The 26085-nt window shown below is 51.7% G+C and carries 25 protein-coding genes and 1 pseudogene; 7 read left to right on the top strand and 19 right to left on the bottom strand.

Features of this window, described 5'->3' with window-relative positions:
• Positions 1-210: 210 nt before the first annotated feature.
• The 6 genes from J4613_RS13450 to epd all read right to left on the bottom strand — a co-directional run bounded on the left by J4613_RS13450 (position 211) and on the right by epd (position 6387).
• Positions 211-957: an oxidative stress defense protein gene (locus tag J4613_RS13450; protein WP_000669854.1), complete on the bottom strand. Its 747-nt coding sequence runs from the start codon at positions 955-957 to the stop codon at positions 211-213.
• A 93-nt stretch (positions 958-1050) separates the two neighbouring features.
• Positions 1051-1686, bottom strand: a complete 636-nt coding sequence (gene argO / locus J4613_RS13445; protein ID WP_000626863.1) for an arginine exporter ArgO — start codon at positions 1684-1686, stop codon at positions 1051-1053.
• Between the two features lie 200 nt (positions 1687-1886).
• Positions 1887-2747: a small-conductance mechanosensitive channel MscS gene (locus J4613_RS13440; RefSeq protein ID WP_111742242.1), complete on the bottom strand. Its 861-nt coding sequence runs from the start codon at positions 2745-2747 to the stop codon at positions 1887-1889.
• A gap of 226 nt (positions 2748-2973) precedes the next feature.
• On the bottom strand, positions 2974-4053 hold the full coding sequence (fbaA, locus tag J4613_RS13435; RefSeq protein ID WP_000034386.1) for a class II fructose-bisphosphate aldolase: 1080 nt from the start codon (positions 4051-4053) through the stop codon (positions 2974-2976).
• A gap of 102 nt (positions 4054-4155) precedes the next feature.
• Positions 4156-5319 carry a phosphoglycerate kinase gene (gene pgk, locus J4613_RS13430; RefSeq protein ID WP_000111274.1) on the bottom strand — a complete coding sequence of 388 codons (1164 nt, stop codon included), beginning with the start codon at positions 5317-5319 and terminating at the stop codon, positions 4156-4158.
• 21 nt (positions 5320-5340) lie between these two features.
• Positions 5341-6387 carry an erythrose-4-phosphate dehydrogenase gene (epd, locus tag J4613_RS13425; RefSeq protein ID WP_000218338.1) on the bottom strand — a complete coding sequence of 349 codons (1047 nt, stop codon included), beginning with the start codon at positions 6385-6387 and terminating at the stop codon, positions 5341-5343.
• Positions 6388-6760: 373 nt separating this feature from the next.
• Between epd and J4613_RS13420 the strand changes: the two genes are divergently transcribed.
• Genes J4613_RS13420 through J4613_RS13400 form a run of 5 tightly spaced genes read left to right on the top strand, consistent with a single transcriptional unit; the run spans position 6761 to position 9846 of the window.
• Complete coding sequence (locus J4613_RS13420) at positions 6761-7186, top strand: PPC domain-containing DNA-binding protein (RefSeq protein WP_000218564.1); 426 nt, start codon at positions 6761-6763, stop codon at positions 7184-7186.
• A gap of 25 nt (positions 7187-7211) precedes the next feature.
• Entirely contained in the window at positions 7212-7790 is a 579-nt protein-coding gene (locus J4613_RS13415) for an ECF transporter S component (protein WP_000124001.1), read from the top strand.
• Positions 7791-8498 (top strand): energy-coupling factor transporter transmembrane component T, encoded by a 708-nt coding sequence (locus J4613_RS13410; protein WP_000553262.1) that lies wholly within the window; start codon positions 7791-7793, stop codon positions 8496-8498. It begins immediately after the preceding gene.
• Positions 8486-9163: an energy-coupling factor ABC transporter ATP-binding protein gene (locus J4613_RS13405; RefSeq protein WP_111742241.1), complete on the top strand. Its 678-nt coding sequence runs from the start codon at positions 8486-8488 to the stop codon at positions 9161-9163. Before J4613_RS13410 ends, J4613_RS13405 begins: the two co-directional genes overlap by 13 nt.
• Positions 9157-9846 carry an ATP-binding cassette domain-containing protein gene (locus tag J4613_RS13400; protein WP_000956929.1) on the top strand — a complete coding sequence of 230 codons (690 nt, stop codon included), beginning with the start codon at positions 9157-9159 and terminating at the stop codon, positions 9844-9846. The genes J4613_RS13405 and J4613_RS13400 overlap by 7 nt, the downstream gene beginning before the upstream one ends.
• Here the strand turns inward: J4613_RS13400 and J4613_RS13395 are convergent.
• The 7 genes from J4613_RS13395 to tkt form a co-directional block, all read right to left on the bottom strand.
• A complete protein-coding gene (locus J4613_RS13395; protein WP_000684839.1) occupies positions 9815-10531 on the bottom strand; it encodes a nucleoside/nucleotide kinase family protein in 717 nt (238 codons plus the stop codon). The genes J4613_RS13400 and J4613_RS13395 overlap by 32 nt on opposite strands.
• Positions 10528-11037, bottom strand: a complete 510-nt coding sequence (locus J4613_RS13390) for an MltR family transcriptional regulator (RefSeq protein WP_000209974.1) — start codon at positions 11035-11037, stop codon at positions 10528-10530. Before J4613_RS13390 ends, J4613_RS13395 begins: the two co-directional genes overlap by 4 nt.
• Before the next feature lie 213 nt (positions 11038-11250).
• The gene (gene glpX, locus J4613_RS13385; RefSeq protein WP_001534136.1) at positions 11251-12222 is read right to left on the bottom strand and encodes a class II fructose-bisphosphatase; all 972 of its coding nucleotides are present in this window, start codon (positions 12220-12222) and stop codon (positions 11251-11253) included.
• Positions 12219-13493 carry a zinc-binding dehydrogenase gene (locus J4613_RS13380; RefSeq protein WP_000853169.1) on the bottom strand — a complete coding sequence of 425 codons (1275 nt, stop codon included), beginning with the start codon at positions 13491-13493 and terminating at the stop codon, positions 12219-12221. The genes glpX and J4613_RS13380 overlap by 4 nt, the downstream gene beginning before the upstream one ends.
• Positions 13494-13516: 23 nt before the next feature.
• Complete coding sequence (locus J4613_RS13375) at positions 13517-14896, bottom strand: PTS mannitol transporter subunit IICB (RefSeq protein ID WP_000400411.1); 1380 nt, start codon at positions 14894-14896, stop codon at positions 13517-13519.
• Between the two features lie 27 nt (positions 14897-14923).
• Positions 14924-15367, bottom strand: a complete 444-nt coding sequence (gene cmtB, locus J4613_RS13370; protein WP_079902676.1) for a PTS mannitol transporter subunit IIA — start codon at positions 15365-15367, stop codon at positions 14924-14926.
• Between the two features lie 314 nt (positions 15368-15681).
• On the bottom strand, positions 15682-17673 hold the full coding sequence (gene tkt / locus J4613_RS13365; RefSeq protein WP_000098647.1) for a transketolase: 1992 nt from the start codon (positions 17671-17673) through the stop codon (positions 15682-15684).
• Positions 17674-17948: 275 nt separating this feature from the next.
• On the opposite strand from tkt, the gene J4613_RS13360 reads away from it, so the two are divergent.
• Positions 17949-18707 carry a M48 family metallopeptidase gene (locus J4613_RS13360; RefSeq protein ID WP_000701830.1) on the top strand — a complete coding sequence of 253 codons (759 nt, stop codon included), beginning with the start codon at positions 17949-17951 and terminating at the stop codon, positions 18705-18707.
• A gap of 100 nt (positions 18708-18807) precedes the next feature.
• Here the strand turns inward: J4613_RS13360 and speB are convergent, their stop codons facing one another.
• From speB to J4613_RS13330, 6 genes are all read right to left on the bottom strand, one after another.
• Positions 18808-19728, bottom strand: coding sequence for an agmatinase (gene speB / locus J4613_RS13355; RefSeq protein WP_000105550.1), 921 nt, complete (start codon positions 19726-19728; stop codon positions 18808-18810).
• 204 nt (positions 19729-19932) lie between these two features.
• On the bottom strand, positions 19933-20889 hold the full coding sequence (locus J4613_RS13350; protein WP_077906089.1) for an alpha/beta hydrolase: 957 nt from the start codon (positions 20887-20889) through the stop codon (positions 19933-19935).
• Between the two features lie 192 nt (positions 20890-21081).
• Entirely contained in the window at positions 21082-21576 is a 495-nt protein-coding gene (locus tag J4613_RS13345) for a YhcH/YjgK/YiaL family protein (protein ID WP_000965540.1), read from the bottom strand.
• Between the two features lie 38 nt (positions 21577-21614).
• Positions 21615-22622 (bottom strand): Ldh family oxidoreductase, encoded by a 1008-nt coding sequence (locus J4613_RS13340; protein WP_000104231.1) that lies wholly within the window; start codon positions 22620-22622, stop codon positions 21615-21617.
• 13 nt (positions 22623-22635) lie between these two features.
• Positions 22636-23652, bottom strand: coding sequence for a zinc-binding alcohol dehydrogenase family protein (locus J4613_RS13335; RefSeq protein WP_000853913.1), 1017 nt, complete (start codon positions 23650-23652; stop codon positions 22636-22638).
• A gap of 2 nt (positions 23653-23654) precedes the next feature.
• Positions 23655-25127 carry a mannitol dehydrogenase family protein gene (locus J4613_RS13330; protein ID WP_000379523.1) on the bottom strand — a complete coding sequence of 491 codons (1473 nt, stop codon included), beginning with the start codon at positions 25125-25127 and terminating at the stop codon, positions 23655-23657.
• Between the two features lie 819 nt (positions 25128-25946).
• Between J4613_RS13330 and J4613_RS22875 the strand changes: the two are divergent.
• Positions 25947-26042: pseudogene (locus tag J4613_RS22875) on the top strand (hypothetical protein); the annotation flags it as partial.
• Positions 26043-26085 lie beyond the last annotated feature (43 nt).

Genomic DNA, 26085 nt, shown 5'->3' with positions numbered 1-26085 from the left:
ATTATTCCCTCGTCACTTCTTTGAAGTTCATCACAAAATCATTGCGTTCAGGCGGCAAAAAACGACGCGCCATTGGCTATTTTTTGCTGGCGACAAGGCGATTCAAAACGCTCACCGTATTAGCAAATCTTCATTTCAATGCGTAATACGGAGCAAAAAATGAGAACACCGGGAGAAAACGCGGCCTGGAAGCGCCCAGGCCGGGCGAGATTACTGCGTGCTGGCGGCCGTGGTCGACGTCTGCCCTGTTCCAGGTTCAAGCTGGAATACCACATCGACCTGATCGTCGAACTGAATGGTCGGCTGCTCGTAAGTTTCCTGCGCGGATACCGGCGCAGCATCTGCGGCTTTCATCATTCGCACCACCGGACTCGGCTGATAATTAGAGACATGGTAACGAACGCTGTAAACCGGCCCCAATTTGCTGTTAAAACCGGCTGCCAGCGCTTGCGCCTGATGAATCGCGTCATCAATGGCGGCTTTGCGGGCCTTGTCTTTATAGGCGTCCGGTTGCGCCACGCCCAGCGATACCGAACGAATCTCGTTCAGACCCGCCTTCAGCGCGCCGTCCAGCAGCGAATTGAGTTTATCTAACTGACGCAGCGTCACCTCAACGGTTCGCACCGCGCGATACCCTTTCAGAATGCTTTTACCGTTTTGGTAATCATAATCCGGCTGCGTGCGCAGATTCGCCGCGCTAATGTCTTTTTTCGCAATCTGATTTTGCTCAAGGAAGGAAAGATATTGCGCCACGCGCTCATCGGCCTGCTTCTTCGCCGTCGCCGCATCCTTCGCCGCGACGTTCACTTCAATCGCTAAGGTGGCGATATCAGGCACAGCATCGACGCTTGCCGTACCGGAAGTCACGATGTGCGGGCCTTCCGGCAGTTCGCTTGCCTGCGCCGACATTGCACTTAAACCCACTAATGCCGCCAGGGCCATCACTTTGAACTTCACAGTCTCTCCTCCATATTGCAGTCATTGCCCTGATATACAGGGCGCATGCAGGCAAGCTTAGCGGATATCGGCCTGTTGTCCATCAGACAACGCTTAGTTGAAAAGCGCGTGCATATGCGCGACGCCTTCCCGCGCCAGTTGGAAGGCGATAAGCCACATCACCACCCCAACCAGAATGTTGATAATGCGTTGAGCTTTCGCCGTACGCAGTCGAGGCGCAAGCCAGGCCGCCAGTAGCGCTAACCCAAAAAACCATAAGAACGACGCGCTAATCGTGCCGAGGGCGAACCAGCGCTTTGGCTCCATAGCCAGTTGTCCGCCGAGACTGCCCAACACGACAAACGTATCCAGATAAACGTGCGGATTCAGCCACGTTACCGCCAGCATCGTAGCAATAATTTTCCAGCGCCCCTGCTTCATAACCTCGGCGCTGGCCAGCTCCAGATTACTGCTCATTGCCGTTTTCAGCGCGCCAAAACCGTACCATAACAAGAACGCGACCCCGCCCCATGTGACCAGCGCCAGCAGCCACGGCGACTGCATCAGCAACGCGCTGCCGCCAAAAATACCGGCGCTAATCAGGACTAAATCACTTAACGCGCAAAGCAGCGCTATCATGAGGTGGTACTGGCGACGAATTCCCTGATTCATCACAAACGCATTTTGCGGGCCAAGCGGAAGGATCATGGCGGCGCCAAGGGCAAACCCTTGAAAATAATAAGATATCACGTTAACTACCCTGAGCTGTTTTTCTTAAAGGCAGACTATAGCGCGGGAATATTATTAGCGAAAATTGATAATTTTAATCACTAATAAGAAAAGCTAATGAAGAGACTGAATAACGGATGGCGGCTACGCTTATCCGCTCAATAACCAGAGAATACTGGAGGCGGATAAACGCAGCACCGGCAGGCAGCACGGGAGGAAAATTACTCCGCGGCGTTATCTTTCACGCGTTTAAAATTGACGTCCATCTGCGGGTACGGGAAGCTAATACCAGCGGCGTCGAATTCACGTTTAATACGTTCCAGCACGTCCCAGTAGACATTTTGCAGGTCGCTGCTTTTACTCCAGACACGCACCACAAAATTAATCGATGAGGCGCCCAGCTCATTCAAACGCACCGTCATTTCGCGATCTTTTAAAATACGATCGTCGGACTCGATAATCGTCGTGAGCAACTGTTTCACCTGATCGATATCCGAATCGTAGGCCACCCCAATAATGAATTCGTTACGGCGAACCGGCTCACGAGAATAGTTGATGATATTTCCCGCGATAATTTTGCCATTCGGAATCACAATAATTTTGCCGTCTACCGCGCGCATTGTCGTGGAAAAGATTTGCACGTTAAGTACCGTACCGGCAACGCCGCCCAAATCGACATACTCACCGGCGCGGAACGGACGGAACATAACCAGCAATACCCCAGCCGCAAGGTTAGAAAGCGATCCCTGTAATGCCAGGCCAACGGCTAAACCAGCGGCGCCCAGTACGGCAATAACCGAGGCGGTTTGAATCCCCACGCGACCCAGAGCCGCAATCAGCGTAAAAGCGATAACCCCATAGCGCACCAGCGCAGAAAGAAAGTCGGCCACTGTCGCATCAATATGACGCGCACGCATCAGACGATTTACCGTATTGGAAATCACGCGCGCTACAATCAAGCCGATGATGATAATAGCGATAGCCGCAACAATATTCACAGCATAGCTGAGCAATAACGCCTGGTTGCGTACCAGCCAGGTGCCCGCACCATTTATGCTGTCGACAACATTCAAATCTTCCATTCAATATTCCTTGGTCATAGCAAAACAAGCAAATGAGATCATTCTCACGAAAAGAACTTTTTAAAGGTAAACAAAAACAGAGGAATATGCCATTTTTCGGCATCATCCCAAAAAAGGCAGGTACATTGTGAGTTGGCCGGATGAAAGCGCTAACTAACGCCGCTCTCCGGAAATAACGATAAAAAAATGGCTTCCCGAGGGAAGCCATTTCAATCAGCAGACTATATTACAGAACGTCAATCGCGTTCAGTTCTTTAAATGCTTTTTCCAGACGAGCGATCATCGAAGTCTGGCCAGCACGCAGCCATACGCGCGGGTCATAGTATTTCTTGTTCGGCTGATCTTCGCCTTTCGGGTTGCCCAGCTGACCTTGCAGATACGCTTCGTTTTCTTTGTAGTAGTTCAGAACACCTTCCCAGGTTGCCCATTGGGTATCGGTATCGATGTTCATTTTCACTACGCCGTAGCTTACGGAGTCTTTGATTTCCTGAGCAGTAGAACCGGAACCACCGTGGAAAACGAAGTTCAGGCTGTTGTGCGGCAGGTTATGTTTCTTAGAAACATAGTCCTGAGAATCACGCAGAATGGTCGGGGTCAGAACCACGTTACCCGGCTTGTAAACGCCGTGTACGTTACCGAAGGAAGCGGCAATGGTGAAACGCGGGCTGATTTTGCTCAGCTCAGTGTACGCGTAATCAACGTCTTCCGGCTGGGTGTACAGGGCAGAAGCGTCCATGTGGCTGTTGTCCACGCCGTCTTCTTCGCCACCGGTGCAACCCAGTTCGATTTCCAGAGTCATGCCAATTTTGGACATGCGCGCCAGGTATTTGGAGCAGATTTCGATGTTTTCGTGCAGAGACTCTTCAGACAGGTCAATCATGTGAGAAGAGAACAGCGGTTTACCGGTAGCCGCAAAGTGTTTTTCACCCGCATCCAGCAGACCGTCGATCCACGGCAGCAGTTTCTTCGCGCAGTGGTCAGTGTGCAGGATAACCGGCACGCCGTAGTGTTCAGCCATCTGGTGAACGTGATGCGCGCCAGAGATAGCGCCCAGGATTGCCGCGCCCTGAGGTACGTCAGTTTTCACGCCTTTACCCGCGATGAAGGACGCGCCGCCGTTGGAGAACTGAACGATGACTGGTGCTTTAACTTTTGCAGCGGTTTCCAGAACAGCGTTGATGGAATCAGTGCCCACGCAGTTAACTGCCGGCAGAGCAAAATTGTTTTCTTTTGCTACCTGGAACACTTTCTGTACGTCATCACCAGTGATCACGCCTGGTTTTACGAAATCAAAAATTTTAGACATGTTTCGTTGTCCTGTATCGTCGGGCTTTGGGAAAAAACACGGGCCGCCCTGAATGTCAGATCGGCGATAAATCAACGGGCAGGAATCCCCTGCCCGTAACGATTACTTCTTAGCGCGCTCTTCGAGCATCGCTACGGCTGGCAGAACTTTACCTTCCACGAATTCGAGGAATGCGCCGCCGCCAGTAGAAATGTAGGAAATTTTGTCAGCAATGCCGAACAGGTCGATTGCCGCCAGGGTGTCGCCGCCGCCAGCGATGGAAAACGCTTCGCTATCAGCGATGGCATTCGCCACGATTTCAGTCCCTTTACGGAAGTTCGGGAACTCAAACACGCCAACCGGGCCGTTCCACAGAATGGTTTTGGCATTCTTGAGGATTTCAGCCAGCTGCTGAGCGGAAGCATCGCCGATATCCAGGATCTGCTCGTCTTCTTTCACGTCGTTAACGGATTTCAGAGTCGCCGGTGCGGTTTCGGAGAACTCGGTGGCAACGCGAACATCGGTCGGAACCGGGATATCGCAAGTGGTCAGCAGACGTTTTGCTTCGTCAACCAGGTCAGCTTCGTACAGGGATTTACCGACACTGTGGCCCTGAGCGGCAACGAAGGTGTTGGCGATACCGCCGCCGACAATCAGCTGGTCAGCGATTTTAGACAGGGAATCCAGAACGGTCAGTTTGGTAGATACTTTAGAACCACCAACGATAGCCACCATCGGACGAGCCGGTTCTTTCAGCGCTTTACCCAGCGCATCCAGTTCAGCGGCCAGCAGCGGGCCTGCGCACGCAACATCAGCAAATTTGCCGATACCGTGGGTAGAAGCCTGCGCGCGGTGCGCGGTACCAAAGGCGTCCATCACGAATACGTCACACAGGGCGGCATATTTTTTAGACAGCGCTTCGTCGTCTTTCTTTTCGCCTTTGTTAAAGCGAACGTTTTCCAGAACCACCAGCTCACCTTCGGCCACGTCAACGCCGTCCAGGTAATCTTTGACCAGGCGAACCGGGTTAGACAGTTTGTCTTTCAGGTAGTTAACAACCGGCAGCAGAGAGAATTCTTCGTTGTACTCGCCTTCGGTAGGACGACCCAGGTGGGAAGTTACCATCACTTTCGCGCCCTGTTTCAGAGCCAGTTCGATGGTCGGCAGAGAAGCGCGGATACGCGCGTCGCTGGTCACTTTCCCTTCTTTAACAGGTACGTTCAGATCCGCACGGATAAAAACGCGTTTCCCGGCCAGATCCAGATCGGTCATCTTAATTACAGACATGGTGAATCCTCTCAATGATGCTTAAAGTTTTGTCGACGCTGACGCGTCGAGCCTGAAACCAACTGCGGCCATCGCTAACGTGGTGTCGAGCATCCTGTTAGCAAAGCCCCATTCATTATCGCACCAGACCAGCGTCTTGATCAGGTGGGCGCCACTGACCCGGGTTTGCGTGCCATCAACAATGGCGCTGTGCGGGTCGTGGTTAAAATCTATCGAGACCAACGGTGATTCCGTATAGTCAACTATACCATGAAATGCACCTTGTGCTGCTTTTTGCAGCAACTGGTTGACTTCACTGGCTTTTACTGGTTTTTTCACCGTTACGCTTAAATCGATCGCCGTCACATTAATGGTTGGAACGCGCACTGCAATCGCCTCAAAACGGTCGTTAAACTGCGGGAATATACGCGTAATGCCTGCCGCCAGTTTTGTATCTACCGGGATAATCGACTGGCTGGCCGCGCGCGTGCGCCGTAGATCGGAGTGATACGCGTCGATCACCTGCTGATCGTTCATCGCGGAGTGGATCGTCGTGACGGTACCAGACTCGATGCCGTAAGCATCATCCAACAATTTAATGACGGGAATTATGCAATTCGTGGTACAGGACGCGTTTGAGACAATACGATGTTCCGCACGCAGTTGGTTCTGGTTCACGCCAAAAACGACGGTGGCGTCAAGATCGTTGCTGCCCGGATGAGAAAAGAGCACTTTCTTCGCGCCAGCGGCAATATGCGCCTCGCCATGCTCCCGGTTGCCATATACGCCCGTACAATCCAACACGACATCCACGCCCAGTTCGCGCCACGGCAGATCCGCCAGCGTTCGTTCATGCAGAATACGAATGACATCGTCGCCGACAAAAAGCTGCTCGCGCTCGTGGCGAACCTCCCATGCAAAACGCCCGTGGCTGGTATCGTATTTCAACAAATGCGCCATGCCTGCGGCATCCGCCAGCTCGTTGATGGCCACCACGGTAATTTCCGCCCGACGTCCGGATTCATACAAAGCACGAACCACGTTACGTCCGATGCGACCAAAGCCATTAATCGCTATGCGTACGGTCATAGGTCTCCTGCAAGGCTATCCCGATTCAGATGAGGCTGACAGAGTAATGCAGCTCATCGTCGAGTAAAACCTCACCTGTCGCAAACTGCGACTGATTGGTTAATTGTCGAACATTTAATTAACTGAAACGCTTCAGCTAGAATAAGCGAAACGGGGAATAAAAGGAATGTTTGTCCAGTCGAAGAAGACAGTTATCTGACCTGCATCACATTTCATGGCCGCTTACGCTGCAATTTATTCCATATTTAAGAATCACCAGTACATCCGTCAGATCTTTTCATCGTCGCGTCACAAATACTGATTTATATCAGAAAGCGCTGTCGCCAGCGTCTATATTATCAGCGCCACGTCCGAGTCTCGGAGTCCTGTAACGATGACTGTATCTCACCACAATGCCTCTACAGCGCGCTTTTACGCGCTTCGTCTGCTTCCCGGCCAGGAAGTGTTTTCCCAATTACACGCCTTTGTGCAACAGAACCAATTACATGCCGCCTGGATTGCAGGGTGTACCGGCAGTCTGACCGACGTTGCGCTGCGTTATGCCGGGCAAGAGGCGACCACATCGCTCACCGGCACGTTTGAAGTTATCTCGCTAAACGGCACGCTTGAATTGACCGGCGAGCATCTGCATCTCGCGGTATCGGATCCCTACGGGGCCATGCTCGGCGGCCATATGATGCCAGGGTGTACCGTGCGTACCACGCTGGAACTGGTTATCGGCGAGCTGCCAGCGCTGACGTTCAGCCGTCAACCGTGCGCCATTTCCGGTTATGACGAACTGCATATTTCTTCCCGTTAATTGACGACTCTTTAAGAGGTACTTTATGGCGCGTCGCCCGTTTTCCAGCCAGTCTCTGGTGCTGATTGTCATCGCCATTGCCATCAATATGATTGGCGGACAGCTTATTAGCATGTTGAAGCTGCCTATTTTTCTCGACTCGATCGGCACCTTAATTAGCGCGGTACTGTTAGGGCCGTTCATCGGCATGTTGACTGGGCTTCTGACCAACTTGCTGTGGGGGCTGCTTACCGACCCTATCGCTGCCGCGTTTGCCCCGGTAGCGATGGTTATCGGTCTGGTCGCCGGGTGGCTGGCGCGCGCAGGCTGGTTTCGTACCCTGCCCAAAGTGATCGTCAGCGGCGTCGTCATTACATTAGCGGTGACGCTGGTCGCCGTACCGCTTCGTACCGCGCTTTTTGGCGGCGTTACCGGTAGCGGCGCTGATTTATTCGTCGCCTGGATGCATTCAATGGGCCAAAACCTGGTGGAGTCGGTCGCGATTACCGTCATAGGCGCTAATCTGGTCGATAAAATTCTGACGGCGATCATCGTTTGGGTGCTGCTGCGTCAGCTACCGTTACGTACGACACGGCATTTTCCTGCGATGTCAGCCGTACGCTAAATGCATCCGTTTACCTCGTTAACCTTATGGGCGCTGGCGGCCTGCACCACGCTGCTACTCCCTGCGCAGACCGTGCTCCCGGTTTATAGCGCGGCGGCCTTCCTCTGTCTGCTGGCGCTGAAATCAACGCGGCGGCGGGCGAAGTATGTCGCCTGGCTGATGCTGTCTTTAGGGTTTGGGCTATGGCTGGTACATGGCGGTTGGCTAACGGAATGGATAAGCGGGCAGCCTCGCGATCCGCAGCGCTGGATATATGCCGTTACGCTATGGCTACGCCTGCTGGCGATCGTGTCGACGTCGCAGCTATGGATGCAGTATGTGCCGGTTCAGCGGTTTATTCGCGCCCTGTTCGCTTCACGTTTGCCGCCCGGCATCGCTTACCTGTTCGCTGGCCCGCTGCTGGTCGTCGAACAGCTCAAACGACAACTGACGATCGTTCATGAAGCCCAGCGCGCGCGTGGCGTACCGCTGGATGAAGGCTGGTATCAGCGGCTACGGGCAATGCCTGCGCTGATCGTGCCGCTTACGCAAAATGCGCTTAACGATCTGACAATACGCGGCGCGGCGTTGGATATGCGGGGGTTTCGGCTGCATCGAGCCCGAACCACGCTGTGGGCGCCGAAAGATAGCATGTTACAACGGGTTGCGCGGTATGGCATGGTACTGCTAATACTGGCGGAAGCGGGAGCGTGGATATGGTTACGTTAGAGCAGTTTCGTTATCTTCCGTCCGATGCGACACGCCCACCGGCATGTTTTGATTTCCACTATTCAACACCCGGAATAGTGGCGATAGTCGGCGATAACGGCAGCGGAAAAAATACGCTGGCGCAACTGATGGCTGGCTGGTATCCGGATTATCTTCCCGGTGATATTGACGGCACAGGCTTACTGCTTGGCGTCCCTATCGGGCAGCTCCCGCTGGTAGAACAGTCGCCCACCATCCAGTTGGTGCAGCAATCGCCTTATTTACAGCTTTCCGGCTGTACCTTTAGCGTAGAGGAAGAGGTGGCGTTTGGCCCGGAGAATCTCGGCCTCCATGAAGCGGAAATTCTACGGCGCATTGACGAGGCGCTGACCCTGACAAACTGCCAGTCGTTACGCCATCGCCATCCCGGCACGCTCTCCGGCGGCGAAACGCAGCGGGTAGTAATTGCCAGCGCGCTTGCCATGCAGCCCAGACTGTTAATTCTTGATGAAGCCTTCAGTCGGCTGACGTCAGCGGCCACCGGGATGCTGCTGGAACGGCTACAACAGTGGGCGCTGGAACGTCATTCTCTCATTGTGCTTTTTGAGCGTAACCATTTTCCTTTTCTGACGCGATGCCAGCGGGTATGGCAATTGCGCGACGGAGCGCTAACCCCATTATGTTGACGTTAAATCAGGTCGCTTATCGCTGGCCGGATGCCGCAGCCGACTGTCTGCACGCTATCTCGCTTGAACTTCGTGACGGCGAATGGCTGGCGTTGACCGGCGATAACGGCGCGGGAAAATCAACACTGTTACGGATTATGGCCGGCCTGCTTTCCCCCACTTCCGGCTCGGTAACGCTTAATGGAGGGCCGATTGCGCAGCTTAAAAATCGTCAACGCGCCGCCGCTATCGGCGTACTCTTTCAGGAAGCGGAAAACCAGATTTTCCACAGCAATGTCGCGCAAGAGGTCGCTTTTGGGCTGAAACTACAACGCTTATCGGCAGAGGAAATTTCACGGCGCACGCAGGCCGCGCTGCGGTTATGCCAGCTAACGGACGTCGCCGAGGCGCACCCGCTTGATCTGCACGCCGCACAGCGCCGGATGGTGGCGGTCGCCAGTCTGGAGGCGATGGCGCCGCCTGTGTTATTGCTGGATGAACCCAGCCGGGATTTTGACGCCCACTGGCTAACCGTATTTGAACACTGGCTGGCGACATGCCGGGCACGGGGAACCAGCGTCGTGGCGATTAGCCATGACGCTGCGTTTACCCGGCGTCATTTTTCACGGGTGGTACGGCTGCATAATGGCGCGATAACACCGCGTAACATCATTAAGGACACGCCATCCGATATTCGCCCGTAGAGGTCATTTCCAGCATGAGATCGGCTGGCAGGCTACTTTCCAGCACCCGGCGCACATTTGGGCCGTCGGTGCGTTCATAAAAGGTTTCCGCCTCCGCCTGTGATAATCCTCCCGCCAGTTTACGTCCAATCAACCGGGCGCGTAAGGTTTCCGCCGGGGCGCGAATAAATAATGAGAAATCGCAAAACTCCGCTAACGCGCGCCATCTCTCGTCATCCCGCAGGAGCCAGTTTCCTTCCACAATCACGATCGGCGCCGTGACCACAACAGCGTGTTCCACCGGGTCGTGCCGCTGTCGGTCGTACTGCGGCCAGGTCGCTTCGCCAGCCCGCACCAGACGCAGATTTTCCGCCAGCTTATCAACGTCAAAGGTTTCCGGCGCGCCTTTACAGGCACGTAAATGATGCGCCTCCAGCCAGCGGTTATAGTAATGAAAGCCATCCATGGGAAGCGTTTGAATTTCCGGCAGGCCAGCATCCTGACGAGAGAGATATTCCCAGAAGGTGGTCAGCGTGGATTTGCCTGTGCCGGGCGGCGCGCTAAGAAAAACGATGGTACGGCGCTCAGGTTTAGCGGCATGTATTTTAGCCAGTTGTTGCAGTAAGGGCTTGTGAACCTTCTCTATTTCATCATCATGATAATGTGCTTCAACGTGCAGCCCATTAACCGTTAATGCGATTTTCACGGCGTTAATTCCTTTAAAATTGTCGTTACCGCCAGCGCCATCGCCGTTTTGACCATACCGGTAAAGCGCACCTCAGACCACGCGGCGAAGTCGGCAAACTTCATCGACTCCAGCGCGCCATATAAGGGCGCATTACGGGTAATACAGTTAACGTTACTGATGAAGTCCCAGGTAATGTCGTCGGCAAAACCGGGAATCGCGTCCTGTTCATGCAGGTACTGATAAAACTGAGAAAAATGGGTGATGTCAGCGTAGAGCCATTTATCCATTTTCCCCAGCGCATAAATCAGACGTAATGCAACGTCGATATCGTCAAGCGGCCCGCTTTGGGCGAGTAACGGCTTCACTGCATATTCCACAATTTCTTCATCATTATCGACAAATAGCGACGGCAGAAAGCGCTTAATGCCCTGGAGCAAAATGTTATGTGCCGTCGTCATAAACGAAAGTAAATTATTTTGAGCATCCAGTTGCTCAAGCACATCGTCTTCTGTCAGCGTCGTCATTTGTGTCCCGATATACTCATCGTCTTTCAAGCTACAGGTGGGCGTGGACTTGCCACCGTCCTTCATCCTGAAAAGCCCAGAGTATATACCCTAAATAATTCGAGTTGCAGACAAGCGGCAAGAGAGAGAACCACCAGGAGCTTACATGAGTAAGTGACTGGTGTGAACGCGCGTCGCCAACGTACTTGCAACGTGAAGAATGACGGGGATAAGTCACCATGAATGCAGAGAGTCTATAATATTACACGTTCGATCTGCGCTACCGATCAGTAAAGTTTGCGTGCGCACACCGTTCGCAACCCGTTGGATCCCGTTAACCAGATCGCCGCCCGTAACGCCCGTCGCGCTAAAGAGAATGTCATTACCGGCAGCCAGCTCGTCAAGGGAGTAGACGCGGTTAACCGCAACGCCCATTTCTTCGCAGCGTTGACGCTCCTGTTGCGCCACCAGGCGGTTGTCAGCGTTGTCCCCTTTCGCTTCACAAAAGTCGAGCAGCTCCGCCTGCATATCACCGCCCAGCGCTTTTACCGCACAGGCGGAAATTACGCCTTCAGGCGCGCCGCCAATGGTATACATCAGATCATAAGGGTTATCCTGCAAACAGGTCAGGACACTGGCCGCCACATCACCATCGGGGAGAGCGAATACCTTAACCCCAAGTTGCGTCGCCTGTGTAATGGCCGGTTTCAGCCGCGGTTTATCTAACGTGACCATACGCAGATCCTCCAGCGGCTTATTTAGCGCCCTGGCGACATTTCGCAGGTTATCGGTTAACGATAACGCCAGATTGATCACGCCTTTCGCCTGCCGATTTACAACCAGCTTTTTCATATACATATCGGGCGCATGTAACAAGCTGCCCCGGGACGCAAACGCCATGACGGCCAGCGCATTACTTTGTCCCATGGCGACCATTCGGGTGCCTTCTATAGGATCGACGGCGATATCCACCTCCGGCCCCTCGCCGTTACCCACCTCCTCGCCAATCCACAGCATGGGCGCATGATCGATTTCCCCCTCGCCGATGACGATCCGCCCACGGATAGCGATATCATTCAATGCCTGTCGCATCGCGGTAACAGCCAGCCCATCAATTCTGTTCTTATCGCCGCATCCGGTTTGCGGCCAGGCAGCCAGTGCTGCCTGCTCCGTAATGCGAAATAGCGGCCATGCCAGAGACATCATGCCGCCTCCCCGATATCCACGCCAAATTGCGCCAGCAGGTATCTTTCCGCTTTTTCGTTCCAGATGCCGTGCGTCTCTTCAACCAGACGCGCCAGCTCCCTGAACAACGGATCCGTTTTTCCTTTTTCGGCGAAATCAGTAATCGCCGTCAGCGGCATGGTGACGCCGTTATAGATAAGCTTTTTACCGCCGGGAATATCCGGCAGGTTGAGTACGGTGTCCGGTACTGCATCCAGCCCACCAATATGCGTCACCATGAATGAAGGTTGAAGCTGTCCTGTTGCGCTTAACGTAATAGCCTCTTTCATATCATCCGTGGAGCCGCCGGATGTCCCTACGACATGGGTACTGTTGTAATGCACATTGTAAAAATTAAACGGTACCTTGAACTGGCTATCTGTCGGCCCGGCAAAGAAATTCAGGCAACCGTCTTCGGCGAGAAGATCGTCAGCCATTTCAACGACGGACGGAACGGCGGCATAAACAAAGACATCATCAAATCCTGCGCCATCGGTTAATGTCCGAAGTTGCGCAGCAGGATCAGCCATGCCCGCGGTATTCACATAGATAAGCTCAATGCCTTTCTCGGCGGCCTGTTTGACCGGCAGCAGTTTTTTCGCCTGCGCCAGGCGGGCTTCATCGATATCTACCACCACAACTCGCGCCGGCTGGATCCCGCCGTTAATGGCATAATCAATCGCGCCAATGCCCATCGGTCCGGCACAGGCCAAAAGCGCGATATTACCGCCGGGTTTGACTCCCATCCGATGTTCATAAACATAAGGTGTTGTATGGTAATTGGCGTTATAAGCGCCAATAATGCAGCACATCGGTTCCGCCAGCGATGCCGCGGCAAAATATGAGCCGTGATACGGTAAAACACAGCCCAGATTAATCGCTACTTCCGGGATTATCATGTACGTGGCGTTACCGCCAAAATATTCGTAACTGTAGCCAGCAGAATAACCGCTCGGCAGGCCCATCGCCGGTTGTAAAACAAAACGCTGTCCTTTTTTATATTTATCAGTCAGATTTTTTCCTACTTCGACGATAATTCCAGCACATTCATGACCCGTAATGACTGGATGATTTTCCAGGTCATCTGGCACTCGTTTATGTTCACTGCCTAATAAAGCGGCTTTCCAGGTAGAGAGACATACGCTGTCGGAAATTACGCTTACGAGCAGTTCATTCTCCGTAATGTCGGGTAATTCAAACTCACGGATACGGACATCCCGCTTGCCATATATAGCAGCTACTTTCGTTTTCATATTTACTCCAGAAACCTGAAATATTAATTCGATGTCAAATGGTTAAATAAATCATCAAGGCACGGATCGCCAATATAGTTTTTAATAAGTATTAAGGGTTTATCGCTGACTCGCTTAACCCGTCCTTCAAGGCTGGCGTGGGTAACGATAATATCGGCATCATCCGGTACATTTTCGATAGCATAATGTTTAACGTCGATAGTCAGGCCCGCCTTTTCCAGACGTCGGCGGAACGTTGTGGCGCCCATTGCGCTGGAGCCCATCCCCGCATCGCAGACAAAGGCGATGCGTTTCACGTCGCGATATGAAAATTTGCCTTCTTGCTTCATGGCTTTCACCGCTTTAGCGGAATCGCTAAAAGTATCTTCGCTGTCGGCTTCGCTACTTTTTTCCATTTTCAAAATGAAAGCGGTAATAATAAAGGTCACTGCCGTTCCCGCCGTTACGCCAGCAATCGTAGCAAGGAAAGAACCTTTCGGCGTCAGCGCTAGGTAAGCGAAAATTGAACCCGGACTTGGCCCTGCAACCAGGCCGCCATCCAGCAGGTTAAACACCCATGTTCCGCTCATCCCGCCGGCAATCATGGCGATGAGTGTTAATGGCTTCATCAGCACATAGGGGAAATAGAGCTCATGAATCCCGCCGAGGAAATGGATAATCATGGCGCCAGGCGCAGATTTTTTTGCCATTCCTTTGCCAAATAGCGTAAAGGCAAGCAGCAAACCTAAGCCAGGCCCCGGGTTAGAGGCCACCATAAAGAAAATGGACTTTCCGGTTTCCGACGCCTGTTGCATTCCCAACGGATAATAAACGCCCTGATCGATGGCATTGTTCAAAAAGAGGATTTTTGCCGGTTCATTGATTAAAGACAGCAGCGGCAGATAGCCCGCATGTACCAATGATTCAATACACTCCTTCACAAAGTTATTGGCAATAAGTACCGCCGGACCAATCACTTCAAAACCCAGCAGGCACAAAATCATCCCGGCGATACCCAGCGAGAAGTTATTAATCACCATCTCAAAACCGGCGGGAATCCGCTTTTCCAGCAACCGATCAATATATTTAATGACCAGACCGCCGAGAGGCCCCATAATCATTGAGCCAAGAAACATGGGGATATCAGCGCCGATGATAACGCCAATGGTGCCAATTCCCCCCATCACGGCGCCACGCTTTCCACCGACCAGATGTCCACCGGTAGAACCAATCATCACCGGCAGTAAATAAGTAATCATCGGGCCGACAATTTTGGCGAAATGCTCATTTGGCATCCACCCGGTTGGAATAAATAATGCAGTGATAAAACCCCAGGCAATAAAAGCGCCGATATTGGGAATGACCATCGCGGTCAAAAAGCCCCCAAAAGCCTGGACCTTTGCACGAGCAGACTTGTGTTCCATATTAATATCCTGTAAAGGAGAGAATAATTATGCGTGAGCTATAATATCCGCCAGCTCTTTTTCTGATTTCGCAGCTAATAACGCCGCTAAAACATCCTCTTCACATAATAGTTCGCTTAACGCCTGGATAGCGCCAATATGTGAATCTGAATCTGCTGCTGACAGGCCGATTAATAATTTTATGCCGTCATCCTCGTCGGTAAACTGCACATCCTGCCTGAGCAATGTTAATGACATCCCGGTTTTTAACGCGCCGCATTCGGGGCGAGCATGAGGCATCGCGACACCAGGTGCCAGAATATAGTAAGGACCATTACTGATTGTTGAATCTTTGATAGCCTGAATATAATTTTCATTTATATAACGATTAGCCAAAAGGGATGACATGGAAAAATCAACAGCTTCCTGCCAATTTTGTGCCAATGGTCTTATTGTAATAGATGCTTCAGGAAAATAATCTATTAACCGCATAAACTATCCTTATTTTATTTTTAGGGTACAACCTGTCGTTAAAAATAAAATACGCGGGCGGCAAAATGAAATCAATCCAGGCGAAAAAGCGAGCGCTTAAAATGACATGATTATAATTTATCTATAAAACAACCTGTTATAGTTATAAAAATAAAAAGCAAGTTTCATTTTGTGATATACATTGCAAATTCAATAAATAAAAAAATATCAAAATTGTGATAAAAATCCCAAATAAAACCTTGTTAGCTAAAAATAAATGTATCTAAAAATAAAAACGGGTCGCCGAAGCGACCCGTTTTATGCCGTATTAAGGATTACAGCAGTGCTTTCGCTTTGGCGATCACGTTGTCCACCGTGAAGCCAAACTCTTCAAACAACAGCTCTGCCGGGGCGGATTCACCGAAGGTGGTCATCCCGACAATAGCGCCGTTCAGGCCGACGTATTTGAACCAGTAGTCAGCGATACCCGCTTCAATCGCCACACGCGCAGAGACCGCTTTCGGCAGGACAGCTTCACGGTAGGCCGCATCCTGCTTGTCGAACGCGTCGGTGGACGGCATGGAAACCACGCGCGCCTTCACGCCTTCGGCAGTCAGTTTTTCGTAAGCGGCAACCGCCAGCTCAACCTCAGAACCGGTCGCAATGAAGATAATCTGCGGCTGGCCTGCACAATCTTTCAGTACGTAACCACCGCGGGCGATATTCGCCAGTTGCTCTTCAGTACGTTCCTGCTGCGCCAGGTTCTGACGGGAGAGGATCAGCGCGGTTGGGCCATCCTGACGCTCTACGCCATATTTCCACGCCACCGCGGATTCCACCTGGTCGCACGGACGCCATGTGGACATGTTCGGCGTTACGCGCAGGCTTGCCACCTGCTCGACCGGCTGGTGCGTCGGGCCATCTTCGCCCAGACCGATGGAGTCGTGGGTGTACACCATCACCTGACGTTGTTTCATCAACGCTGCCATACGCACTGCGTTACGGGCATATTCGACGAACATCAGGAAGGTGGAGGTGTACGGCAGGAAACCGCCGTGCAGGGCGATACCGTTGGCGATAGCGGTCATACCGAATTCGCGCACACCGTAGTGAATATAGTTACCCGCCGCGTCTTCGTTGATAGCCTTAGAACCGGACCATAGGGTCAGGTTAGACGGTGCCAGGTCTGCAGAGCCGCCAAGGAATTCCGGCAACAGCGGACCGAAGGCTTCGATGGCATTCTGGGACGCTTTGCGGCTGGCGATTTTCGCCGGGTTAGCCTGCAGTTTAGCGATGAATTCATTCGCTTTCGCATCGAAGTCAGCCGGCATGTCGCCTTTCATACGACGAGTGAATTCAGCAGCTTCCTGCGGGAAGGCTTTCTCATAAGCCGCGAATTTCTCATTCCATGCAGACTCTTTCGCCTGGCCGGCTTCTTTCGCATCCCACTGGGCGTAGATTTCAGACGGGATTTCGAACGGCGCGTATTTCCAGCCCAACTGTTCGCGGGTCAGCGCGATTTCCGCGTCGCCCAGCGGCGCGCCGTGGGAATCGTGGGTACCCTGTTTGTTCGGCGAACCGAAACCGATGATGGTTTTGCACATCAGCAGGGACGGTTTGTCAGTCACGGCGCGAGCTTCTTCCGTGGCGCGTTTAATGGCGTCGGCATCGTGACCGTCAATGCCACGGATAACGTGCCAGCCGTAGGCTTCAAAACGTTTCGCGGTGTCATCGGTGAACCAGCCTTCAACATGACCATCGATAGAGATACCGTTATCATCATAGAACGCGATCAGTTTGCCCAGTTTCAGAGTACCAGCCAGAGAGCACACTTCGTGAGAAATGCCTTCCATCATGCAGCCGTCGCCCATAAAGACGTAGGTGAAGTGGTCAACGATGTCGTGGCCAGGACGGTTAAACTGCGCCGCCAGAGTTTTCTCGGCAATCGCCATCCCGACGGCGTTGGCAATACCCTGACCCAGCGGGCCAGTAGTGGTTTCAACGCCAGCGGTGTAGCCCACTTCCGGGTGACCAGGGGTTTTTGAATGTAGCTGACGGAAATTCTGCAGTTCGGACATCGGCAGGTCATAACCGGTGAGGTGCAGCAGGCTGTAAATCAGCATTGAGCCGTGGCCATTGGACAGCACGAAGCGGTCGCGGTCGGCCCAGGACGGGTTGGTCGGGTTGTGGTTCAGGAAATCACGCCACAGGACTTCGGCAATGTCAGCCATACCCATCGGGGCACCCGGGTGACCGGATTTGGCTTTCTGTACTGCGTCCATGCTCAGCGCACGAATAGCATTGGCAAGCTCTTTACGTGAGGACATTTTGACTCCAGATCGGATGTTGAAAGGCCATGCCCGTAACGACTTGACGACAGCGCGTTTTGGGCTACGCCGGAAAATTTGCCAACAATTTACCCCAAGCCGCGCGTCATGTACATGGAACATCCTTTTACCGCTTCAGAAATCTCCGGATCGTGCTCGCATGTTGTGCAATTAGCTAACTTGCCTGCCACGCTTTTCTTTATACTTAACCCAGGCGCTAATTCATCTGCAACGGGCGCATTTCAAAATAATATTAATTCGTATGGAAGAGAAAAATGAAAATTCGCGCTTTACTGCTTGCTTTGGGCATGGCGACGGTGCTGACCGGTTGCCAGAATATGGACTCTAATGGACTGCTTTCTTCGGGCGCTGAAGCTTTTCAGGCCTATACGTTAAGCGATGCGCAGGTAAAAGCGTTGAGCGATCAATCCTGTCAAGAGCTCGACAGTAAAGCGAAAATCGCGCCGGCGAGCAGCGAATACACTAAACGACTGGCAAAAATTGCCGCCGCGCTGGGGGATAACATTAACGGCCAGCCGGTGAACTATAAGGTTTACGAGACGAAAGACGTCAACGCGTTTGCCATGGCGAACGGTTGTATCCGCGTCTACAGCGGACTGATGGATATGATGACCGACAACGAAGTTGAAGCCGTGATCGGCCATGAAATGGGCCATGTCGCGCTGGGTCATGTAAAGAAAGGGATGCAGGTCGCGCTGGGCACTAACGCCGTTCGTGTTGCGGCGGCATCGGCAGGAGGCGTAGTCGGCAGCCTGTCGCAATCACAGCTTGGCGATCTTGGCGAAAAACTGGTGAACTCGCAGTTCTCCCAGCGTCAGGAGTCCGAAGCGGATGATTATTCTTACGATCTGTTGCGCAAACGCGGTATCAGTCCGGCAGGACTTGCCACCAGCTTTGAGAAACTGGCAAAACTGGAAGCGGGTCGTCAAAGCTCGATGTTCGACGATCACCCGGCGTCTGCAGCACGCGCACAGCATGTGCGCGATCGTATGAGCGCGGACGGGATCAAATAATCCCCGAACAGTGCCGGATGGCGGCGTGAACGCCTTATCCGGCCTACAAGCATCAATCAGCCGTAGGCCGGATAAGCACAGCGCCATCCGGCAAAACAACTTACTCGCCCTTCTTCGCCGCCTGGATATAGAGCATTTCTAATGCCAGCGTCGCGGCCGCCAGAGCGGTGATCTCCGACTGATCGTAAGCCGGCGCGACTTCCACTACATCCATACCGACAATGTTCAGATCTTTCAGACCGCGTACCAGTTTAATGGCGCGATCGGAGGTCAAACCGCCGATCACCGGCGTACCGGTGCCAGGCGCAAACGCCGGATCCAGACAGTCGATATCAAAGGTCAGATAGACCGGCATATCGCCGACGATCTGTTTCACCTGAGCGAGAATATCATCCACGCCGCGATCGTTGACCTGGCAGGCATCCAGCACGGTAAAGCCATTGTCTTTGTCAAACTCAGTGCGAATACCGATCTGTACCGAATGATGCGGATCGATCAGGCCTTCTTTCGGCGCGGTGTAGAACATCGTGCCGTGATCGAATTCGCAGCCGTTAGCGTAGGTATCGGTATGCGCGTCAAAATGTACCAGCGCCATTTTGCCAAAATGTTTCGCGTGGGCGCGCAGCAGCGGCAGCGTGACGAAGTGGTCGCCGCCGAAAGAGAGCATACGCTTGCCTGCAGACAGCAGTTTTTCAGCGTGCGCCTGTAATTTTTCACTCATCTCACGGGCATCGCCAAACGCATACACCAAATCGCCGCAGTCCACGACGTTCAGGCGCTCGCGCATGTCAAAATTCCACGGGAAACGGTGATGTTCCCAGGCGAGGTTGGTCGACACCTGACGGATCGCCGCCGGGCCATGACGACCGCCAGCGCGACCGGACGTTGCCATATCAAACGGTACGCCAGTGATCACCCAGTCGGCATCGCTGTCATACGGCTGGAAGTTCATTGGCAGACGTAAAAAACCAAACGCATTAGAAACCAGTGAGTTATCGTACTGATGACCTAAGGTGCTCATGGCAAAAACCTCTTCTTAGTCAATATAAAAAAACCCTCCCGCGTCGTTAGGCCCGACGAGGAAGGGTTTGAATTTGTTTACGGCTCAAAGTTTACTCTGACAGACCGCATTATTGAAGTCAGTTTAGCCAGGTACAGTAGACAACGCCCGAAAAAAATATATATCCAGCGCAAATCAGTAGGCTCATACGTCCATCGCGGTCAGTTAAGAGGCCTTAGGGAGTTGCCGCTGTAAAAACTCAAGCACTAATGCGTAAAACAGCGGTGTTTTTCCTGGCGTCTGGAAAATGGCGTGACCGCTACCGGGAATGAGGGTCATCTCCGCCTGAGGCAGCAGCCGGTACAGCTGCGTTACCTCTTCAACGGTGAAAAATTCATCCCGGTCGCCGTCCAGTAATAGCACCGGAATGTGGATTTTTTTCACCTCTTCTTCCGTCAGCGATGTGGGCGTTGTCCACATTGGCCAGACACCTTCGAGAAACGTGCGCCAGTAGTCTTTTTGCTCTGGATGATGCATGTTCTGATAAAATTTAACCATCCCGGGCGCATCCGAAGCCATTTTATCCAGATCTCGATCCGTCAATTGCCCCTGAGGCATTCCTTTACCATAAAAAATTTCCATCCCCTGCATGTAATGGGTCGTAGCAAAGCGATGCGTTGCGCCGCCGACGATAGCAGCGCGCGCTAGATCCGGGTATCGGCTGGTTAACTTCAGAACGACCATGCCGCCATCGCTGTAACCCATCACCAGCGGTTTTTCCAGCTTCAGCGCTTTAACAAAAGCCGCCATATCTTCCGTCATCAGATCATAGCTAAACGTTCCTTGCGGGTTATTGGTTAATCCATGTCCACGACTGTCCGGCATGATGACGCGAAAATATCGAGATGCCTCTTTCGCTAATCCCTGCCAACTTTTCGCCGTCAGACCACCACCATGAATCAACAGCAGCGGAGGCCCCTCGCCCTCTTCAACGTAATGAATTTTGATACCATTCGCTTCCACAAATTTAACTTTGTCCATCGTTGTTGCTGAAGCATTTATTAAAAATATAATATTGACAATAAAAATAAATGCTAATTTAAAAATATGATTCATAACACCTCGCCAATCACTTTCCGTGTAAAAGACCATATTATTCAGATTGAACAAAAATAACATCAAAATCGATTTGTATCATTTTCACTTATTTACCGGGGAGACCCCGCATCCTCTTTTTACAGAACGTAAAAAGCCTTTCCGCGATTAGCCTCAACGCGAAAAGGCTCTGAAGTCAGAAAAGTGCCACCTTATTCATTCTGGCTGTAATTCAGGATGACTTGAAGGTCTCTTCCTGAATTGTATTTGGCGCTTTCTTTATTCCTTCGTCTGACAGGGCAAGCTTGACTCGCTAAATGCCGTGGCCGGAATTTTCACAATCGCTTTTTTAACCGGCGCAGGTTTACCACGCGTACAAAGCGGACGGTGGATCTGGTTGGGATAAAAAAGCGCGAAATCGCCAGGATTTAATGTAACGAACTGCTCATTAGCGACACATTCAGGAAAGATGATGTCATCAGGAAGATGCTCAAGCTCCTTTATCCTGGTATCAATTTTGTTGGAATAGCCAATCTCCTCATAACCGCTTAGTAAAATCTGAACATCGATATATTTTTTATGAAGTTCAGCTTTGCGGTTTAACGAAGAGTGTGTTTCTCCTTCGCTTATCATAAGAAATGATTCCGGGAAAGAAAGTTCATATCTACCAGCAGGCTGATCTTCAGCTATCTTCACCGCTTCGATGATAAGTTTTTTAATAATGTTGTTAACGTAAGGTAATAAAGTAAGCTGCTCTATATTTCCATATAGCATACTATAGTTATCCTAAATAATGGTCGTGATTATAATTATCAGCCAATCAGGTACTGGTAAATACCCTCAGCCACAGGAATACCTTCTTTTAAACATTTTTCTTTATAGGCGATTTGCGGATCGTTTGGCGCCAGCACTTTATCAACACCGGGCATCGGTTTTACAGCCCTTAGCTCATTGACCATTGTGCTCATTATTGAGGAAAACAGCGGATTGCCCAACATCTGCGGATCAATAACGATAACCAGACTCGCTAACTTGCGCATCTTGTCATAGTCGCCATACATCCGAACAATATGGTTGCTAAAGTTTGCCCCCATCAGGACGCCCGTGAGCGCATCAATCGCCAGGGCAATACCAGAACCTTTGTGTCCGCCAAAGGGCAGCAGATTTTCAATTTTATGCGGATCGGTAGTGATATGTCCCTCTTTATCCAGCGCCAGGCCATGACCTATTGGTTTCCCGGTTTCTTTGGCGTGCAGAATTTTACCAAACGCAATGGCGCTGGTCGCCATATCGACGATCATCGGATGGCTGTCTTTAACGGGGAAGCCGAAGGCGATTGGGTTAGTCCCCAGAAAGCGCTCCGCGCCGCCATACGGCGCAACGCAGGTATCCGTTTGCGTCATGGCGATAGCCACCATTCCCTGGCTTGTCGCCTGCTCAATAAACCACGAGAGCGCGCCGCAGTGGGACGTATTTTTGACGCTGACGAAGCCCAGCCCCGTCTCTCTTGCCAGACTAATAGCGTGGTCTGTCGCCTTTATCAGCGCGCAGTGCCCCATTCCATCATCAGAGTCCAGAATAGCGACAGAAGGCGAAATCTGTTCGATGCTGAATGTTGCTTTTGGATTGAGCCCGCCTGCGTTCAGGCGGGTACAATAGTGCTCTACGCGAATAACGCCGTGGGAGTGAACGCCGGTAATATCGGCATGAACCAAAACGTCGGCTACCTGCTGCGCCGTTTGCGCGTCAAGACCCGCCTGGGTGAGTTTATTAAACGCCAGCGCTTTCAATTCATTTTCTTTGACTAATATTGTTGACATAACTATCCCGCTATTAAAATTTGATAACGCCTTTAACCAATTTTTTGTTTTCTACCACGTTCTTCTGGTACTGGTTGCCGAACGTATAGAAATCGAATTCCTGGTTTTTCATCATTGTTTCGCTAATAGCGCCCTGAGCCATTAGCTCAATGACACATTCGAAGTCTTCCCGCGTCGCGTTACGGCTGCTCAATAGCGTGGTCTCTTTTTTATGGAAGGTCGGATCGTCAATGACGAGCTCGCCGATATACAGCCCGATGAAGACGATTTTTCCGCCGTGACGAATCAGATCGACAGCGCGGCTCATGGAGGATTTATTGCCGGTGGCATCAAGCACAGTGCCGGCTAATTCACCGGAGAAACAGGCTTTCAGCGCATCAATATAGTCGTCTGACGACGGATCGAGCGTTGCAACGCCTACCTTTTCGGCGACCAGACGACGGCGTTCGGCGTCAATATCAGCTACCGCGACGCGAGCGCCTTTGGCTTTTGCTATCGCGGCGGCGGCCAGCCCAATCGGCCCGGCGCCGACCACCACAATGTTTTGCTGCGGCTTCACGTCAGCGCGGCGTACTGCATGGGCGCTGATGGCGAAACACTCAACCAGCGCGCCCGCGCTGTCGGTGAGGTTATCCGACAGTTCAACCAGATTTTGTTCACGAACGGCCAGATATTCGCTAAAGCCGCCGTCCTGGTGAACGCCATACAGCGAGACGTTCTCACAGCAGTTGGTTTTTCCTTCCCGGCAGGCTGCGCAAGCGCCGCAAGGAATACAGGGAATAACGCTATAGCGTTGGCCGACCTTCGCCGTGCTGCACGATTTACCCAACATTTCTGCCACGCCGCAAATTTCATGACCCAGCACGCGCGGATAGGCAAAAAAGGGCTGGCGACCGGCAAACGCATGGATATCGGTGCCGCAAATACCAACCGCTTTAATTTTTAACAGTACTTCATCGTCTTTTAAATGAGGAATATCTCTTTCAATGTATTCGATATTTCCCGGATTATTACAGATAAGCGTTTTCATACTTAACCCTTTGAAGATAAACGGTGAATGGTGGCCGTGACGCCATGTAACTCAATATGGTTAAAGGCCTGCTGAATGTCGTTTAAAAAGTCTGCGTTGTCGCCGGCCAGCGTTCCAAAGATGCTATTTATCTGCAGCAAAGACAGCGCTTGTTCCCATCGCGTGTTTTTATTTTTAATAGCCGCATTGAAGGTATCATTGAGCGGGTCGGCCACACTCTGCCCCTGAGAGAGGGTATTAATGACGTAATGGAGCCAGCCCGCAATCAGCGTCGCCAACGCCCTGCCCTTAACGCCGCGCGCCTGGAGCGTCAGATAAGGATCGACGGCCCGCTGAGGCAGCTTCTGAGAACCGTCCATCGCAATCTGTCCGGTCTTATGTTTAATATTCGGGTTGCTGAATCGATCAATGAGCAACTGCGCATATTGATGTACATCTACCGCCAAATTCGGGCGCAGCGATTTTGCCTGCTCTTCCGTCATTAAATGATGTACGGCGGTTTTAAAAGCGTCGTCTTCCATGCACTGATAGATAAACTCATATCCAGCCAGGCTGCCGTTATAGGCGAGAAACGAATGGCTGCCATTCAGCATACGAAGTTTCATTTCTTCATAGGGAAGCACGTCCGAGACGAACATCGCCCCTGCTTTATCCCAGTCAGGACGACCGGCAACGAAATTATCTTCGATAACCCACTGACGGAAATCCTCGCATACGATGCCGCAGGGATCGGCAAAACCGATCTGGTCTTTAATCATGTCAAATTGCTCTGGCGTCATTGCCGGCACGATGCGATCGACCATGGTGCCAGGAAAGGTGACATGCTTCGCTATCCAGGCCGCCAGTTGCGGATCGAGATTATCGGCAAACGTAACGATCGCCGTTTTGGTCAAATGACCGTTTTCCGGAATGTTATCGCACGACAGTACACTAAACGGGGGAAGCCCTTGCTGGCGGCGTATCCGTAGCGCTTCGACGATCAGTCCGAGTGCTGACCGGGGATGTTCAGGATCGGCAAGATCGTGTTTGATGAGCGGATGGCTGAGATCGAGCGTTCTGGACCGTGGATCGGTGCAGTAACCTTTTTCCGTTATCGTCAACGAAACAATTTTTACCTGCGGCTCAGTCAGCTTCTCGATCGCCGCCTGAATACCTGACTTCGGCGTATGCAACGCGCCGGTGATGGTACGAACCAGGCGACTATTGATGGCGCTGGCTGACGTTTCCACCACTGAAAACAGCCCCTGTTGCGCATTTAGCGCATCCACCAGCTCCGCATCGCCGAACAGATTCAGTTCAAAAATCCCCCAGCGGTTGCCGGTTATCTCATTCGTGAGATCGTTATAAACAGCCTGATGACCACGGTGAAAGGCGCCAAATCCAATATGTACGATGTTGGCTTCCATTCCCTGACGTGAATAAGTCGTTTTGAATTGGTGCCTTGCGGCGTCTAACTGGCGAGCTATGGTGTCCATGAATTTTTCCCACTCCTGTTTTGTTTACCAATTCTGCTTAAACACCATACCAAAATCCGTGAATATGATCACACTCATGGCACCAGATTCTTTACCATGGTATGCTGACTAATAGCCAATGAATAAAAATAATTTATTTATCAATTAGTTACAAAAATCACTTCTCAGGATAAATTTTACGATTCACAAAAGCGTGATTTTGATTAGAAAAATCGGCCACGAATTGGCATACCACCCATACAACCCGTAATCATTAAACCCCATGAAAAACAATATCTTATTGAATAATACGCCCGCTGCAAGCGTATATGTCACGCATGATTGGTTCAATAATTACCCGAAATACAGCAAACCAAACCTGATAATTTGTCTAGTGAATTAATGAACTCAATTTATTATCAGCATCAACATTAACCTAAGAACATCAGTTACGGTTTTGATCATCCGGGTCGCTGCTAAAGCGATGAGGAGTGAGCCGCCTTTAGACGTAATTGGCAAATTAATCCATTGATTTAAAACAGGAAAAAATTGATGAAGACGCGGATTAGGCACGTTGAAACAAAGCTTTCAAAGCCCCTCTGGCCGAGGTCTTAGTTGACGCGAAACATGGCATAATAGCCATTTCGAACTGGTAACCACGACGATTACGCTGGAAGACGGTTCAACTGGCACCGGATATACCTATACCGGCGGAAAGGGAGGGTATGCAATTAAAGCGATGATCGACCACGATCTTGCCCCGGTACTGTCAGGGAAAGAGGCGCTGCGATTGACGATATCTATGACTTTATGGAATAGCATATTCACTATATGGGTTGCGGAGGCATCGCGTCGTTTGCGATGTCTGCAGTGGATATCGCCCTTTGGGATTTGAAAGGCAAACGTGAAAAACTGCCGCTGTGGAAAATGGCTGGTTGAAGGCGGCGCGTCTGTCGACGAATAGCGGTCGTTTGGTATG

The organism is Salmonella sp. 32020114201800008SM, assembly GCF_017572025.1.
Taxonomy (GTDB): domain Bacteria; phylum Pseudomonadota; class Gammaproteobacteria; order Enterobacterales; family Enterobacteriaceae; genus Salmonella; species Salmonella enterica.
The sequence above is the reverse complement of the archived record's forward strand: the minus strand, read 5'-3'. Positions and strand labels throughout refer to the sequence as shown.

What these genes read in the sequence shown, in the direction of transcription:
- J4613_RS13440 (WP_111742242.1), bottom strand. Translation starts at nt 2,747, where the DNA reads ATGGAAGATTTGAATGTTGTCGACAGCATAAATGGTGCGGGCACCTGG.
- fbaA (WP_000034386.1), bottom strand. Translation starts at nt 4,053, where the DNA reads ATGTCTAAAATTTTTGATTTCGTAAAACCAGGCGTGATCACTGGTGAT.
- pgk (WP_000111274.1), bottom strand. Translation starts at nt 5,319, where the DNA reads ATGTCTGTAATTAAGATGACCGATCTGGATCTGGCCGGGAAACGCGTT.
- epd (WP_000218338.1), bottom strand. Translation starts at nt 6,387, where the DNA reads ATGACCGTACGCATAGCGATTAATGGCTTTGGTCGCATCGGACGTAAC.
- J4613_RS13420 (WP_000218564.1), top strand. Translation starts at nt 6,761, where the DNA reads ATGACTGTATCTCACCACAATGCCTCTACAGCGCGCTTTTACGCGCTT.
- J4613_RS13415 (WP_000124001.1), top strand. Translation starts at nt 7,212, where the DNA reads ATGGCGCGTCGCCCGTTTTCCAGCCAGTCTCTGGTGCTGATTGTCATC.
- J4613_RS13410 (WP_000553262.1), top strand. Translation starts at nt 7,791, where the DNA reads ATGCATCCGTTTACCTCGTTAACCTTATGGGCGCTGGCGGCCTGCACC.
- J4613_RS13405 (WP_111742241.1), top strand. Translation starts at nt 8,486, where the DNA reads ATGGTTACGTTAGAGCAGTTTCGTTATCTTCCGTCCGATGCGACACGC.
- J4613_RS13400 (WP_000956929.1), top strand. Translation starts at nt 9,157, where the DNA reads ATGTTGACGTTAAATCAGGTCGCTTATCGCTGGCCGGATGCCGCAGCC.
- J4613_RS13390 (WP_000209974.1), bottom strand. Translation starts at nt 11,037, where the DNA reads ATGACGACGCTGACAGAAGACGATGTGCTTGAGCAACTGGATGCTCAA.
- glpX (WP_001534136.1), bottom strand. Translation starts at nt 12,222, where the DNA reads ATGATGTCTCTGGCATGGCCGCTATTTCGCATTACGGAGCAGGCAGCA.
- J4613_RS13380 (WP_000853169.1), bottom strand. Translation starts at nt 13,493, where the DNA reads ATGAAAACGAAAGTAGCTGCTATATATGGCAAGCGGGATGTCCGTATC.
- J4613_RS13375 (WP_000400411.1), bottom strand. Translation starts at nt 14,896, where the DNA reads ATGGAACACAAGTCTGCTCGTGCAAAGGTCCAGGCTTTTGGGGGCTTT.
- cmtB (WP_079902676.1), bottom strand. Translation starts at nt 15,367, where the DNA reads ATGCGGTTAATAGATTATTTTCCTGAAGCATCTATTACAATAAGACCA.
- tkt (WP_000098647.1), bottom strand. Translation starts at nt 17,673, where the DNA reads ATGTCCTCACGTAAAGAGCTTGCCAATGCTATTCGTGCGCTGAGCATG.
- J4613_RS13360 (WP_000701830.1), top strand. Translation starts at nt 17,949, where the DNA reads ATGAAAATTCGCGCTTTACTGCTTGCTTTGGGCATGGCGACGGTGCTG.
- speB (WP_000105550.1), bottom strand. Translation starts at nt 19,728, where the DNA reads ATGAGCACCTTAGGTCATCAGTACGATAACTCACTGGTTTCTAATGCG.
- J4613_RS13345 (WP_000965540.1), bottom strand. Translation starts at nt 21,576, where the DNA reads ATGCTATATGGAAATATAGAGCAGCTTACTTTATTACCTTACGTTAAC.
- J4613_RS13340 (WP_000104231.1), bottom strand. Translation starts at nt 22,622, where the DNA reads ATGTCAACAATATTAGTCAAAGAAAATGAATTGAAAGCGCTGGCGTTT.
- J4613_RS13335 (WP_000853913.1), bottom strand. Translation starts at nt 23,652, where the DNA reads ATGAAAACGCTTATCTGTAATAATCCGGGAAATATCGAATACATTGAA.
- J4613_RS13330 (WP_000379523.1), bottom strand. Translation starts at nt 25,127, where the DNA reads ATGGACACCATAGCTCGCCAGTTAGACGCCGCAAGGCACCAATTCAAA.